This window comes from Flavobacterium supellecticarium, assembly GCF_004801375.1.
GTDB classification, from domain to species: Bacteria; Bacteroidota; Bacteroidia; order Flavobacteriales; family Flavobacteriaceae; genus Flavobacterium; species Flavobacterium supellecticarium.
On sequence record NZ_SSNZ01000001.1, the window covers coordinates 349,013 to 364,149 of the forward strand.

The window sequence follows — 15,137 nt, forward strand, 5'->3', positions numbered from 1 at the left end:
TTAAAATATGAAAATCTTTAATTGGGCATATAAAATTCTGAAAAACATGGATTTCAGTGATACCTGGGCTTCGTATCTGAACCTGGCGATCAACATTGTTATCCTGATTGCAATCGCTTATATTTTAGATTATATATTTAAAAAAATACTCATTATTATATTGGCGATCGTAGCCGAAAAAACCAAATCGAGTTTCGACGATTTCCTGGTGGCCAATAAAACGGCTAAATATGTGGCCCATCTGGTCCCACTCTACTTTATCAGTAAAGTCGTTCCGGTAATCCTGAAAAATTTTGTATACTGGGAAAGCTTTTTTGGAAAAAGTGTCAAAGTCTACATGGTTTTCCTGTCGTTATGGATTATCCGAAGTATTTTTAATTCCTTAAAGGATTATTTAAAGGAGAAGCCCAAATTTAGCGACAAACCAATCGATAGTTATACGCAGGTGATCATGATCATTCTTTGGGTGTATGCCATCACCTATTTGGTTTTGATCTTGTTTGATACGAATTTTAAAACCCTTTTGGGGACTTTCGGGGCCATTTCGGCGATTATCATCTTGATTTTTAAGGATACGATTTTAGGATTGGTAGCCAGTATACAGGTTACGGTTAACGATACCGTTCGAATTGGCGACTGGATTACTATCGATAAATTTGGTGCCGATGGTGATGTAATTGAAATCAACCTGGCGACGGTTAAAGTAAAAAACTTCGATAATACCACGACTACCGTGCCGACCTATAGCTTGATTTCGGATTCGTTCCGAAACTGGCGTGGGATGCAAAATTCGAATGGGAGGCGTATTAAGCGACATATTCTGATCAAAGAAAACAGTGTCCGGTTTATTCATCCGAGTGAGATTGATCATTTTAAGAAGATTCAACTAATTACGTCTTATATTGAGCACCGTCAATCGGATATCGAAAAATTCAATACGAATAATGGTATCAATAAAGAATTGGCCATTAACGGTCGGAATCTGACCAATCTGGGGTTATTCCGGAAATACCTCACCAGTTATCTGGAAAGTCATGCCGGAATTAATAAAGAAATGAATCTGATGGTTCGGCATTTACAACCTACCGATAAAGGGATTCCAATTGAAATTTATGCCTTTGTATCGGACAAGCGCTGGATTAATTACGAACATATCATGGCCGATATCTTCGATCATATTATTGCTTCAGTAAATTATTTCGATCTGGAAATTTTTGAATTGCCATCGAATAGCAATCGTAAAGACTATTCGGAAGAATAATGCGATAAAATATAAATGACAAGGGGTGCTATGCATCCCTTTTTTAGGTTCAAAATGTGCTTAAAATTAGTAAAAATGAGATGTAAATAAGATAAAATGAAAAGTATTGTTTTAACAACTAAATAAAATGTATATTTAGTAATTATAACAGTATCAGGATTAAAATGAAGAAATCCGTTTACATAGTCTTATTGATTGTATCATTTCTGATAAGTATAGTTGGCTTTTCGGATTTGAATGCCAATGATTTCCGATATCCGGATATAAAAGTGGTATTCGTTTTTTCAAATCTGAGTTTGTGTCTGGTATTTTTTGATCTAATCATCAAAAAAAACACCATTTCAAAAGAGCAAAAGCTTCTATTTTATGCGGTACCGGTCGTTTTATTGGAATATTTGGTGTTAATCAACCTGTTTTATTTCTATAAAACAATTGACTTTTTTTTAAATTACCTTGTGATCAATGGAATTGTGATTGCCCTCACCCTTTTTATAGTCTATTACACTATCCTAATTCTAAAAAAACTACGCTCAAAAATCATTGGGTAGAGAAAGTGTATTCCGACAGTACCCAAGACACTGCCGGAATTTATATGCTATTAGATAATTTCTACTTCTGTTTTGCCATGCGATGCCGGACGACCAAAACTGTCAAGATTTACCATTGTAATGGCGTCAACAGTAATGATAACATCTTTGGTCATTACATTACGAACTTCACACTTCATAATGATTGAAGTCCGACCGAATTTTACCAAATCAATCCCAATTTCGATAATATCCCCTTGTCTGGCGGAACTCATAAAGTTGATTTCCGACATAAATTTGGTAACGATTTTGTTGTTTTTCAATTGAATAATTGCAAATAGTGCCGCTTCCTCGTCAATCCAGGATAACAGTTTTCCTCCGAAAAGTGTCCCATTTGCATTCAGGTCCTCTGGTTTAACCCATTTTCTTGTCTGATAAATCATGATATAAATTTTTGCAGTGCCAAAGTTACTATTTCTTGATGGTCAAATGCTAATTTGGGAAGCTCTTTTATTGGAAACCATGCGGCTTCTTTGGCATCATCGGCCGCAATCGCAACAGTATTTTCCGGTACCATTCCAAAATAAGCAACTGAAACCGTATGACTTCTAGGGTCACGAAATGGCTTTCCAAAGGCTCCGATTTGCTCCAAATGATCGGTTTTGATAGTAGTTTCTTCAAAAAGTTCTCGTATAGCGGCATCCATTAAGTCTTCATCCTGATCGACAAAACCTCCGGGTAAAGCCCAGTCATTTTTAAAGGGCTCGTTTGCCCGTTTAATTAAAAGAATGCTATAATCAGACTGTGTTTTTTTGACAATGACCGCATCAACTGTTAAAAAAATGTTAGATTTTCTCATAAAGTACGAATTATGTATCTCGAAATTTTCAGTATTTTTTTGTTATAAATATGCAAATTTAGTTCACTCCTGTGAAAAAGTTTATAGGAAATCGAACCTTTCTTTAAACATAAACAAGCCGGAAGCCTCAATTCTAAAGGCAAAGTTAATAAATTGTTATGCTAGTCACGTCCGATTCTCATTATCTTTGTCCAAATCAATACAAATAGCCCACAGTATACTGTTGGAATTTAAAAAAAACTAAAGTGAATATGAAAAGAATTATGCTCCCCTTATTTGTAACGGTATTGGCTTTCGGAACAGCTACGGCTCAGGAAAAACCAGTCTTTAACAAATGGTCAATCGACATCAACGGAGGAATCAGCAAGCCTACTGCCCCATTTACAAGCGGTTATTATGCAAAAGATTACAACCTTTTCCATGCTGATTTAGGTGTACGTTATATGTTTAACACCAAATTCGGTTTGAAAGTCGATTTAGGTTACGATCAGTTTGACAATGATTCTAAAAGTGCTCCTTTCGACGGACAGTATTATAGAACAACTTTACAAGGTGTGGTCAATTTGGGACGGGTGCTTAATTTTGAAGAGTGGACACAACGCTTAAACGTTCAGGCACATACCGGTATCGGATACGCTTTTATGAAAAACGATCGCTTTGATGGAGTTGACAATATGCTAAACCATATTATTGGTCTTACCGGACAAATTAAATTATCGGAGCGTGTTGCTTTAAACGCCGATTTCTCGATGATCAACAACGTTCGTCAAACCTATACTTTTGATGGCGCTATAGCTCCTGAAGACAGAGGTTTTAATGGAACACTATACAATGCTACGGTTGGTTTATCTATTTATTTAGGTAAGAACGAAAGACATGCCGATTGGTATTATGCAGAAGAAAAAGTGGATCGAATAGAAGAATTGGAAAAACGAATTGGTGATTTGGAAACCTTAATGAACGATTCAGACAAAGACGGTGTGCCGGATTATCTGGATGCGGAAGCCAATACTATTCCAGGTGTAGCTGTTGATACTAAAGGACGTGCTGTTGACAGAAATAACAACGGAATACCGGATGAATTAGAAAGCTATTTAGAGCGCAACTATGGTGCAAGCAGCAAAGGATCGTCTTTAAACGGTGAAACGTTAAAAGAAATGATCAACCAAGGATATGTAAATGTGTATTTTGACTTTAACCAGTCGCAACCGTCATCAAATTCGGTTAGCGGAATGGATTTCTTAGTGAAATATCTAAAAGCACATCCAGATGCAAAAGCAGATGTAGTAGGTTATGCTGACGAAATCGGAGATACCAATTATAACAAAAACTTATCTCAGAAACGTGCTGAAAACGTAAAAAATACTTTGGTTAAAGCCGGAATTGATGCCTCCCGATTAAACATTATCGGAAACGGTGTGGATAGTTCGGTTGCAAAAGATTCGAAAGCTGCACGACAACTGGTAAGAAGAGTTACTTTTAAGATCAAGTAATTAACAATATCTTATTCATAACTTATAAAGAACCGCTGTAATCCTACAGCGGTTTTTTTATAACTTTAAAATAAAGCAGCACTAAATGTACCTCAAAGAGCAAGATAGTTAAAAGCGCTTGTAAATAAGGTGTTTACAGTCTTTTTTCATTTTTTGGTAGCGAAGTTAGAAGCGGTAAAAAGCAATAAAAAGCGTTAGTTTAGTTACTAAATCGTTACCTATTCAGATTTTGGTAACGATTTTGCAATTGATTGTTTTTCAGTGTATTGCGTTATGTTTCATCTTGATTCCCAACTCACAAAGTTTTAATTTTAACACTAAGTGTAGGGAGTTATGGAAAAGACAAAAAGATCAACGTTTAAGGTGCTATTCTACCTTAAAAAAAATGCACCAAAAAAAGATGGAACAGTACCGGTAATGTGCCGTGTTACTGTCAATGGAAAGCAGTCAGCTTTCAGTGCAAAACTGGATATTTCACCGTCCAATTGGGATTTAAAGTTTGGTAGGATTTCTGGGAAAAGTAAACAAGCTCAGTGCCTCAATGCTGAACTCGATAGTATTCGTCTGAATCTGGAGCAGTGCCATGCGAAACTATTAAAGGAATCGAGTATGCTGACCAGTGAGAAACTCAAAAACGCCTATCTGGGGCTTAGCGAAGGCGAAATGACCTTTTTCAAATTCTTTGACCAATACAATGCTGATTTTAAGAAAAAAGTAGCTAACGGGATCAGAAATGCTCATACTTTACACAAATACGAAATACTGCTGCGGCATCTTAGATCCTTTGCAAGAAAAAAGTACGGTTGTTCTGATTTAGGATTTAACGATATTAGCTGTGATCTGGTACAGGAATTTGATTACTACCTTCGCAACGAGAGAAGTCTGCAACAAAACAGTGTCTGGTTATACATGATCGCTTTTACAACAGTATGTCGTCTGGCAATCAGCAGAAAGTACCTTATCTTTAATCCTTTTTCCGAGTATAAAAATACAAAAGAGGATAAAGATCGTGGCTATCTTTTGCGCAACGAACTGGAAGAAATAATAGGTTACAAATGTGTAAAACGTCGCCATATACTGATTAAAGATTTATTTTTGTTCAGTTGCTTCACAGGGCTGAGTTATTCAGATATAAAGCGTTTAGAATACAGTCACATCCAAGAGTTCTTTGATGGCAATAAATGGATTATCATACGTAGAAAGAAGACTACAACATCCTCAAACGTGATGCTACTGCCTATGCCGAAAATGATCATAGAAAAATATACCGGATTGAGCAGAAACGGCAAGTTATTTCCTGTACCATGTAATAAAACCTGTAATCATTTCTTAAAAGCACTATCCGAGGGAATCCCTTGTTTAAGGGGGAAAAAAATCACATTCCATTTAGCCCGACACACCTTCGGAACACTGTTTTTGAGTGAGGGGGTTCCGCTAGAAAGTCTGAGTAAAATGATGGGGCACAAGAACATTGCTACGACACAGATTTACGCAAAAGTTCTTAACGAAAAGGTTGGAAAGGATATGCAACAGGTAGCGCACAGATTTGAGACAATGGAACGCGCATTTGTACCTACCCTTTAAAATTCAGCTAATGTGTTGCAATGAATTTATGTATTTAATGGGATGTGCTTTATTATTAACTATATTTATGAATTGAAATCGAAAATTAGATTTTAAATCCGTAAATAATCAACTTATGAAGCCAATCATAGAAACGGAGCGATTAATTACGAAGGAGATCTAACCGATTGGTTTGAGTTAAAAAAGCAGACTTGGGAAAATAAAATCTAAATCACTGACTATAAATGATAGTAGCCCATTGGCCTGTGCCAATGGGCTTACTATTTTACCGTAAAAGTAGGCACGGGTGAAGCTCTAAAAAAGCTCAACCAACTGCCAAAAGAAATCACCTCTTATAGTTTTCTTCCAGTACCTTTACTATGTCTGTTTCGCGGAATAGGATCTTCCTTTCCAGTTTGATAAACGGGATCAGGCCATCGTCTCGGTACTGTTGCAGCGTACGTCTGCTAATATGTAGCATGGCGCACACCTGGTCTCCTGTCAGGTAGATTTCGCCCCTTAACAGGGGATGAAAATTTTCCCGGATAAACAGCAATTCATTTTTGATGCGTACCAATAACTCCATTAGTGCAATCACATCGTCGTTAGAGTTTCCGATATTTTTCATAGCCTTCCCTTTTTTGATGCGGTATCCGACTGCATTAACCTTTCAATATCCGCCATCCGAAAGAAGTTTTTTCGGTTGATACGCGTATTCTTGAGAAGTCCTTTTGCACGGTAGGTTTGTACCGTTCTTTTACTTATTCCCAGTAGCTGGCATACTTCCTGTTGATCCAGCCACTTACTTTTTTGTTGCAGAGCCCGGTAAGGTTCCGTGATTTCACGGACTAATTCTCCAACTTCCTTTAACTCCCTAATCAGCGTATTGACTACCTGAACATCCAAAACCGTTAATTCCATTTTTCCTTTATTTTAATCTGACCTCATTCTATTCCAGTTTCTTCCAATCTAAGGTTAAAATAACGGGTAGCTTCTAATCTCTTATAACCTGAAAATATATCTGACTTCCAACCGCACTATTAAACGATGCTACATAATCAATATACCCGAACTTATGAAGATCTCTTACACATCGATGATATGTCGTTGAAGCCGAAATTTTGGCTAACTCCATAATCTCATAACTATAAACCCGGATGGGATTTAAAAGTCCACAGCGATTACGGTACTCCAATAGAGCAGCAAAGACACCGATATGAGTTGAACTAATCCTAGCATCTTTAGAAATAGCTGCAAAAAAATCTGATAAGAGCTTATTATTTTCCATGTCACTACCTAATTTAATTTCATGCCGTTACGCCTTTTTGTGTTTTGCAACTTATTATCTTGCTGCATATCCACCTTCTTTGCCGTTTTTAGGGCTTCAGAAACATCTCCTTCCTTCAATGAGTTCAGTGTTATTTTTTTTGAATGTTCATCATAGATATTCAATGTTCTAAACTGTGGGTTTGCTTCAATGTAGAAACGCTTTTCATTTCCGTCTTTAAGAAAAGAAACTTCCTGTATACCACCTCGCTTTAAGGCGGCTTTGATATCCTCCCTTTCCGTGTAATTCAATCCATCCTTAATCGGTAGCTCATTTAATGCCTTATCAAGGTCGTAACCATACATATTACCAAACTCCTTAACCCGGTACTCTCCCTTAGTATTCACATCATTTAGATCTAATTGCAACCAACTATCACCCTTTTTGATTGCTCTACCGGACAATAGATGATAAGCTTCCGATTCTCTAATATTTTTTGAGGTGTCAACAGAAAAAAAATGTTCCCGTATTTCTGCTGGCTTCTTATTATTTATTAAAGCAGTTCGGTGTCCTTCAAATTGATACTGACCCGTATTATCTTTCTCAAATTTTAGTTTATGATCTAATCTTTCGTTCTCATTCACATAGGTACTAAGTTCAATGTTGAACTGAGGACTGCCATTTTTAAGATGACTATCAATTTTTTCAATGGGCATTTTAAATCCTAACTGATTGATTTGATCCAACAAACGAGCCTTTTGTACCGTCAGATCCCGGGTACCTTCCTTTCTACGAACCTGTTGTCTTAAAGGAACCACAACCCAACGCCGAAACAAACGGAGAATCCGGCTGGAATACAATTGCTTTTCGATTCTTCTACGCTCATCTTTCATTAAACGCAGCGCAAACTTCTCATCGAGATTTTTTGTGCCTGTATAAGTAGCGGCCACACGGTCAAAGTAACGTAGTTTCTCCCGCAACAACGTTTTATTACTTCCCATATTTGTTGAGAAAATGCTACTATATCTGTCTTCTCGTTTGTTCCATTCTGCAATCGCAGCTTCGACCCTGTTTGCTCCTAGTTGGTTTTCCATGACTTCACCCTCCTCTTACCTTCTTAAATAGATTTTGACTTGCCCCTTCTCTTTTTTTGCTCAGGCACATCGGGCGCCTCTATCTCTGCTGCCTGCGATTGCTTTTCAGCGTGAGATTTTGCCGATTCTTTAGCATTTTTACCTGTATCTCCCACCTCCTTACTTGCATCCACATGATTGTTTATGGAATCATTCGTAACGCCTTGCGATTCTGGTTCTACAACATTTATGTCATTAATCGTTGTTCCTTCCGGAACTACTTTGTTTGTAGACTCCACAGTTTCCGGAGCTGGGCTACTTTCGCTTTGTCCAACCGAAGTTTCCGCTTTTGTATCTTCCCGCTCTCCCGCACCTGTTTGGACTGCTTCTCCTTCTGTATTGCTTTGAGCCTGTCCAGTGGATCGGTTAGCTCCAACTTTCTTACCACCGACATCATATACATTTATGTTTTTAAATTGTGGATTTGCGGTTATGAACCTTTCCACTTCTGAGTCCCCTTTTTTAAACGTAGCAACAGCAACATTACCTCTTTTCAACGAAGACAATAAGTTAGCTTTAAGCTCATCAATTTCAAGTTCTTTAATCGGAAATCTACCTAGCGCGGATTCCAGATCATACCCATAATTATCGTTAAACTGTTTGAGTTTGAAATTCCCGGAGTTATCTGTCTGTTTAAAATCAAGTTCAATCCAGGCACTATACGCATTACCGTCTTTTGTCGAGAGCTTTTTATAAACCGATCTGCCCGAAAGTAGATTATAGGCTTCTTTAAGCGTTATATTATTCTTCTTGTTGATGTAAAAAGTCTGATTGGTACTTTTTTCCTCTTTTTGCTTTTGAAGGTTGACCTCATAAGAATTAAAGAAATACATATCACTTTCTTTGCTTTTACTGAAATTCAAATTGACTGATACGGAGTCTTTTCCAAACTCTTTATCATAGGGAATGGCAAATTTTTCGGGCGTATTTTCAACCTCTTTTGCTATTTTATCTGTAAGCTCATCACCGAACCCGGTGAACTTAACTTGCTCCTGTAGATATTCTAAATTACTCATATTCATAGTTTCCTTTTCTTGTTTTACATATAGTGTTTCGTTTAGAAAAAGCTTATAATCTAGTGCAGCAATATCTACCACACCATCTACCGCCGGAGCCAAATCTGGCTGTTCGAGTGCAGTTTCAATCAGACTGCACAAGCTCTTGACACTCCATGCATGTAAAGATTCTTCGGCAATATCCGATTGGTTATCATATCCATACTGAAGACAATCCCATTCGTTTTTTAAAACTTCCAATTTCCGGATAGTGGAAATCGGAAATGCTGACTCACCGATATAGTAGAATTTATTACTTAACAACCCCTTCAGCTCATCCCGAACACTTTCTAAACTTTCTAAATAAATTTTCATTCTATTTTTCTCTATTGATCAAAACTGACCAAGCTATTTCAAAGGGATAGCATTAATGATGCTTTTATTCTTTACCGCTAACTCCAAGTGGCGCCCACCATTTTTTTCCATTAATTGGATATTAAGATACTTTTTGTCAGGAATTGTAAATTTGGGGACAGCGAAAATCATAATCTGAATGGAGCGAGCTTTTATTTTGTCAACTTGGTTATGTACATATACCGGCTCAATCTCTACTTCCTGAGAAGCTGTACGTTTAGCTTTTTTCTGATCCCGGATAAACAGCCGGAACTGATCAATATCATAACCAATATTTGAACGATTCTCAATTTTCGCCTTGAAATACATAATATCCTGATGAATAAAAATCCCATTGAGATCAAGCATAATACTATTACTCTCGCTTTTTACACCGCTTCGACCGTGCTTTGTGTACAGCGCATAGTCGGCATATTTTTTCACTTCGGACTCATTGATCGATTCCGGTGTCAGATATACCGTGTTGCTCTTGCTCGTACTCATTAAGGAGAAATTAAGCACATTCGGATCTTTTGCATAGGCTACAATGAAAGAACATAGTTTCCCATCGGCAAGTACGACACTTAGGTTCGTTTCCGAAAAACCTTCCTTTCCTGCTTTGACCTGTAAAATATTTTCTACACCAGCGGCTTTTTGAACCAATAAATCTTTACTACCCCGATCCACACTAACAATGGCATGAGGGAACACAATATTACTTGTCTTAAAATAGCCGACCTCGATACGATGCGGCACGGCTTCGTTAGTCTTTAAAGACATTCCGTTTTGAGCAAACGCACCTACAACTCCTGAAATGAACAGGATTAATCCCATTATCATTTCCGCACTTCTCTTTTTCATCTTTATGGAATTTTAAATTATTTTTAGTTTGTTAGACTTTGTTTTTGCTTTTCGTCACGCAGTAGCACCTGATAACCAGCTTTAACCATAACTTTAATCAGCTTGACTTTTTTACTCATAAGGCTCTTTACAGCTTCGATTCCAACACCTGCGGCCTGCATTCCGATCGAAGGGTCCAATGAGGTCAGCCCTAAAGTCTGCATCGAACGGTCCGCGGATTCTTTGGCCACATCACGGGATATTGCGCCCGGAATATATATTCCATCCAGCCCATCGATATCAAATACCGTTAGCTCAACAGGGTAAATAGAATTACCATAACGGATATTTTCGATGCTGATACCAAGACGTTCTCCGTTTAGCGAAGCTATACCGAAAAGAAAATTCCCTTTTGGTATTACTACACCGTTTATCTCTACATCTTCGGTCAACCTTAGCTTTACAGTGGAACCGTTAACAAGTACCTGGTTATCATGGATCACAGCCGGAATAGCATTCTGGTCAACAGAATCATTTAAGGAGCGATCTAACGAATAAAACCCATTTTCTCCCGATCTTACAGTTCGTCCTGATTGAAGCAAACTAATATTACTACCACTCGTAACCTTACTAACAGGATAAACCCGTCCTTTTTTTTGTTGCGACTTCTGCTTTAATTTGTCCTGCACCCGATCGGGATGCTGTATATCAAGTATTTTTTCCAACATACCGTTCAATTGGGTAATTTCCTGATCCTCTCCTGTTGATTGCCCCATCATACCCATCATCTGTTCCAACCGATCAATATCGCTACTGTTTACCCCCGAATAGCCCGATACTGGTGAACTTCGATATGTAGTCATGCCAGAAACATCATTTCCAGATGTCGTAGGTCGATTGACTTCATAATTTAATTCTGCAAGTTTCCGGTAGATACTTTCTTCATTCGGATTATTGAAATTACCCCGACCATTAAGCGATCTATTCAACCCACTATAATTTTGAGGATTACCAAAATAGTCATAAGGTGCCCCGGCTATTTCGTCTTGATACATTTGATAGTTTGGATCGTTTTTCATCAATTCCTCAAACTTCGCAGAATCCTGATGAGCCTGATCGTAATACCCCATTTTATCCAGTACCCTATCCTCTTTAAGATTTGCATCTGGTAGCATACTGTTTAGTCCCGCTTGTTTAGCATCTTCACCCTTTGTTACTTCACCATCCCGACCTCCGCCTAACGCCCAAAAGAAAGCAGTCAGAAATGGTAACACAAGAATGGGCAACATAAGCAGGAATTTACGCTGCTTAATTTCTTTTGCTGTTTTTACTTGTTTTTCCATAATTCACTTTTTTTATTAAATTCATTTTCATCCCTATCCATAGTTAGACTATCCCTTTTTATACGGATATCCGGCTCTCCCGTTTCTGAAAAATGATCAGGCGGTTTTATCTTCTGGATCTTGAAGGTGCTTTTATCGGAAGGTTCAAAAGCTTTAAAAATAACAAGCCCGTTATAGAGAGAACCTCCCAGAACCAACACTGACAACAACACGATCCAGTTTGATTTTGAAAAGGAAGCGGTCTTGGCATTCATCCATTTTACCCAGTAACTTCTAACATACTCCACGCCCATTTTTAATCCTTCAAATCCTGCTTTTGGAGACGCTTTACTTTTTCGTTTTTTTAATATCCCCATCTTATCGCCTGTTTTCCGTTTTCAAATCCCTATTCTCAATCGTATTCCAGCGTTCGATCAGAAATCCATGCGGATTATTGTCACTCCTGCCGACATTTCGCAGTGAACCCTCTGTAATCAGATTACGTGAGGTTATACTGGTTGGTCTAACAATATTCTGCCTTGCGTAACACCGGAAGCGATAGGGATAATCATTTATATCGACAACCACGCTATCCACACTGATCGTCTGATTAACATTACCAGATATGAGAGAGGAATAATATCCAGTCTCTTTTAAATCATCATAAATACGCTTCGCTGTTCCATCCGCGAGATAGAGCGCTTTTGTGATACTGGCTTGTATAGCTTTATCGTCGGGGTCAAGGGTAAAGAACAGTGCATGAAATGTCTTTACGTGATCTCTGGCTTCTACCGGAATATTGTCTTTCCGTTCGGAAGCAAATGCTTCCAACGCCTTTCCGTTTGCCAGTATATAGATCTTTTCCTGCATCTGACTTACTAGATTAACACTTTTAAAAATGGCAAAACAGCTTATCAGTGTACAGGCAACCACCATGAAAATTGTAAAACTGCGCACGTGACGGAAGGCGGTATCGATATTTTTCATCTTCTTAAACATAATCCCTCCCGTTAAGAATTGCCTTTAATTTTATTCCCCATGTAATCATTCCCTTTATTACCGAAATATGGTGAAGATGCTTTATACGAGCTTAGATCATTTTTCATCTTATTGGCTTCATCCCCTAAAGAATCTGCAACCATATCCGTTTTATTCAATGCAGTGGTAGCAGAACTACCAAAGACAGAAGTAACCTTTTGACCCAGCGCACTACCCCCCGCGTGAACAATGTAATTTGCCACGGAAGGAACGGTGAAATAACCTACAATTCCTATTATCATAAAAATTAAGTAGCCCATATCGGTACGGCTGAAAAAGGTATCGCCTTGTTGTTGGATCTGACTGAGGTCGATCTGCAACATATTTTCCTGAATCTTTCCGATAATGGAGCCGAAGATATTAGCCACAGGCAACCAAAGAAAGATATTAATGTATCGGGCTAACCAGGCGGTAAGGGTGTGTTGAAAACCGTCAAATACTGCTAAACCAAAAACCAATGGTCCCAGAATAGCCAGTACGACCAATTGGAACGTACGCAGTGTATTGATACACAATGCAGCTGCTTCGAATATGATCCGCAAAACTTCACTCATCCATTCCTTAACTGAATTCCTGAAATTATACGAAGCTTTATCCATTGCAAACTTTAAGTCATTCCCTATACGCGACCACATACCCTCACTACCTCCATTTCCATTTCCCTGCTTGGTATATTTATACCACAGATCACGATCTCCTACACCGGTCTCTCCTACATACATCTGCCAAGCATTCGTTTCTTTAATTGCTCTTTCTTTTTCCAGAAGCAAGGATGCAATGCTCTTGTTTGATCCTTCGACCATTGCTGTTGTTGCTGTCACAGTGGGTTTCATAACGCCATTGATCAACCCTAACACGGACGGAAAAATAGCGATACAGAACCCCAGGACAAACGGTCTGAATAACGGGTAAAAGTCTATCGGTTCCGCGTTGGCAAGATGTCTCCACACACGTACGGCGATATAAAACAATGCGCCGAATCCTGCTAACCCCTGCCCTACACCGATAAGCTGGCTACACATGGGCATCATTTCGTCATAAAGCTGGTCCAAAACTCCATGAAGCGAGTGCATATCATCTTCGAGATTCTGAGCAGTACTGAATAAAGGAACCAACAGGTTCAACAACAGTATAGATATACTTACTTTATCTCTTTTCATTTCCCTAGTGATTAATTCCGTAAATCCTTGCTATGGTCTGTGCATCTTTACGTTCTTTTGCACGTTGCAGCGCCAATACACCCGTCTTATTATTGAAATGGCGTAAAAACAGGATTTTTTGTTCCATTTCATTGTAAATCCCATCTATCGCCTTTAATCGTTCGTCATCACTCATCCTCATCTTACCGGAAGTGATGACGTTGGTCAGCTCATCAAGATTCATTATACTTTCTTTTAAAAGATTGTTGTAGACGGTAGCCAAATACTCAATTTCGTTAGCCGTAAAATTTTGATCGTTTCGGAACCGTTCATATGCGCCGCGATACTCATTAACCAATGTTACTTGATAACTGACGATCTCCCCGACCTTTCTATAGTTTCTTACGGTCGGGCTTACCTGCATTAAGCCATCAAGAAAAGCTTGATGCAGTTTGAAATTACCCTGAGAGATTCCCTTTATCGTATTATATCCTCCTGACAAGGCTTCATAGCCCTTTTTCATGTTGCTTAAAATCTGCTTGAATTGAGCAAGTTTTTCAATATTTAATGCCAACTGCATACTTTCTTGAACCTGTCCCTGTGTTCTGGTTATCCCGATGCTGATCAGGAATAACACTACTAATACTTTTTTCATAGCTATCTGTTTAAACCTTGTTGAATCCGACTACGCTCTACTTCCCTTTTCTCCTTTAGCCGGGCAATGGCGAGCAGCTTATTTTCCGCGGAGAAACTTTCGCAGAACATAAATTTCTCCTGCATATCCTGATGTATCTTGTCGATACGTTCAATACGTTCCTCATCTTTCATTTCCAGTTTGTGATCTGTTATTACGCTTATAAGTTCATCGAGCGTTTTTTCACAATCAGTAATAAGTCGGGAATACACCTCATTTATACTCCTTTTTTCTTCATCCGATAGCACATCATTGAAAAGTAATTCGCCTCTTGATATGTTATATCGGTTAATGATCCGTCTTTGCAACTGCATTATAGTAGAGACCTTCGGGTGCGTCCTAATTTTGGGGTTTACCAGTTTTAAAGACTCGAAATAGTCACCGTGAATATCAAATTCTCCTTTGGATAGGTCACCGACTGTTTTTAAACCTTTCTTTGCTATGTTGTAACCATCTTTTGTGTATTTGATATAAACCTGCAGTGCCGCGATCTGTTGAAGTAGATACTTCGTTTGGGTTGACTTTTGGTTAAACCATTCATCCCAGGTCTGTGCTTTTAAGCCACTCCAAGTGAGTAAAAGCGCAATCAACATGATTAAATTCCTTTTCATAC

General features: G+C 38.4%; 16 protein-coding genes. 3 read left to right on the forward strand and 13 right to left on the reverse strand.

The window, feature by feature from the left end; genetic code table 11:
* The first annotated feature begins 7 nt into the window (after nucleotides 1-7).
* Nucleotides 8-1,261 (forward strand): mechanosensitive ion channel family protein, encoded by a 1,254-nt coding sequence (locus E6C50_RS01750; protein WP_136401481.1) that lies wholly within the window; start codon nucleotides 8-10, stop codon nucleotides 1,259-1,261.
* Nucleotides 1,262-1,859: 598 nt separating this feature from the next.
* Here E6C50_RS01750 and E6C50_RS01755 read toward each other — a convergent pair.
* Both E6C50_RS01755 and E6C50_RS01760 read right to left on the reverse strand, forming a co-directional pair.
* A complete protein-coding gene (locus tag E6C50_RS01755; RefSeq protein ID WP_136401482.1) occupies nucleotides 1,860-2,231 on the reverse strand; it encodes an acyl-CoA thioesterase in 372 nt (123 codons plus the stop codon).
* Nucleotides 2,228-2,647 (reverse strand): NUDIX domain-containing protein, encoded by a 420-nt coding sequence (locus tag E6C50_RS01760; RefSeq protein WP_136401483.1) that lies wholly within the window; start codon nucleotides 2,645-2,647, stop codon nucleotides 2,228-2,230. Before E6C50_RS01760 ends, E6C50_RS01755 begins: the two co-directional genes overlap by 4 nt.
* 251 nt (nucleotides 2,648-2,898) lie before the next feature.
* On the opposite strand from E6C50_RS01760, the gene E6C50_RS01765 reads away from it, so the two are divergent.
* Both E6C50_RS01765 and E6C50_RS01770 read left to right on the forward strand, forming a co-directional pair.
* Entirely contained in the window at nucleotides 2,899-4,140 is a 1,242-nt protein-coding gene (locus tag E6C50_RS01765; protein WP_136401484.1) for an OmpA family protein, read from the forward strand.
* A 333-nt stretch (nucleotides 4,141-4,473) separates the two neighbouring features.
* Nucleotides 4,474-5,724, forward strand: coding sequence for a site-specific integrase (locus E6C50_RS01770; RefSeq protein WP_136401485.1), 1,251 nt, complete (start codon nucleotides 4,474-4,476; stop codon nucleotides 5,722-5,724).
* 325 nt (nucleotides 5,725-6,049) lie between these two features.
* Here E6C50_RS01770 and E6C50_RS01775 read toward each other — a convergent pair whose 3' ends face one another.
* From E6C50_RS01775 to E6C50_RS01830, 11 genes are all read right to left on the reverse strand, one after another.
* On the reverse strand, nucleotides 6,050-6,331 hold the full coding sequence (locus E6C50_RS01775; RefSeq protein WP_136401486.1) for a helix-turn-helix domain-containing protein: 282 nt from the start codon (nucleotides 6,329-6,331) through the stop codon (nucleotides 6,050-6,052).
* Nucleotides 6,328-6,624, reverse strand: coding sequence for a helix-turn-helix domain-containing protein (locus tag E6C50_RS01780; protein ID WP_136401487.1), 297 nt, complete (start codon nucleotides 6,622-6,624; stop codon nucleotides 6,328-6,330). Before E6C50_RS01780 ends, E6C50_RS01775 begins: the two co-directional genes overlap by 4 nt.
* Nucleotides 6,625-6,999: 375 nt before the next feature.
* Complete coding sequence (locus E6C50_RS01790; protein ID WP_136401489.1) at nucleotides 7,000-8,064, reverse strand: hypothetical protein; 1,065 nt, start codon at nucleotides 8,062-8,064, stop codon at nucleotides 7,000-7,002.
* Nucleotides 8,065-8,087: 23 nt separating this feature from the next.
* A complete protein-coding gene (locus tag E6C50_RS01795; protein WP_136401490.1) occupies nucleotides 8,088-9,473 on the reverse strand; it encodes a hypothetical protein in 1,386 nt (461 codons plus the stop codon).
* 33 nt (nucleotides 9,474-9,506) lie between these two features.
* Nucleotides 9,507-10,352, reverse strand: a complete 846-nt coding sequence (gene traN, locus E6C50_RS01800) for a conjugative transposon protein TraN (RefSeq protein ID WP_136401491.1) — start codon at nucleotides 10,350-10,352, stop codon at nucleotides 9,507-9,509.
* 23 nt (nucleotides 10,353-10,375) lie between these two features.
* Nucleotides 10,376-11,674, reverse strand: a complete 1,299-nt coding sequence (gene traM, locus E6C50_RS01805; RefSeq protein WP_136401492.1) for a conjugative transposon protein TraM — start codon at nucleotides 11,672-11,674, stop codon at nucleotides 10,376-10,378.
* On the reverse strand, nucleotides 11,659-12,030 hold the full coding sequence (locus E6C50_RS01810) for a hypothetical protein (RefSeq protein ID WP_136401493.1): 372 nt from the start codon (nucleotides 12,028-12,030) through the stop codon (nucleotides 11,659-11,661). Before E6C50_RS01810 ends, traM begins: the two co-directional genes overlap by 16 nt.
* A 1-nt stretch (nucleotide 12,031) precedes the next feature.
* A complete protein-coding gene (gene traK / locus E6C50_RS01815) occupies nucleotides 12,032-12,652 on the reverse strand; it encodes a conjugative transposon protein TraK (RefSeq protein WP_136401494.1) in 621 nt (206 codons plus the stop codon).
* Nucleotides 12,653-12,663: 11 nt separating this feature from the next.
* Entirely contained in the window at nucleotides 12,664-13,851 is a 1,188-nt protein-coding gene (gene traJ, locus E6C50_RS01820; protein WP_136401495.1) for a conjugative transposon protein TraJ, read from the reverse strand.
* 4 nt (nucleotides 13,852-13,855) lie between these two features.
* On the reverse strand, nucleotides 13,856-14,485 hold the full coding sequence (locus E6C50_RS01825; protein ID WP_136401496.1) for a TerB family tellurite resistance protein: 630 nt from the start codon (nucleotides 14,483-14,485) through the stop codon (nucleotides 13,856-13,858).
* A 2-nt stretch (nucleotides 14,486-14,487) separates the two neighbouring features.
* Nucleotides 14,488-15,135, reverse strand: a complete 648-nt coding sequence (locus E6C50_RS01830; protein WP_230978933.1) for a hypothetical protein — start codon at nucleotides 15,133-15,135, stop codon at nucleotides 14,488-14,490.
* Nucleotides 15,136-15,137 lie beyond the last annotated feature (2 nt).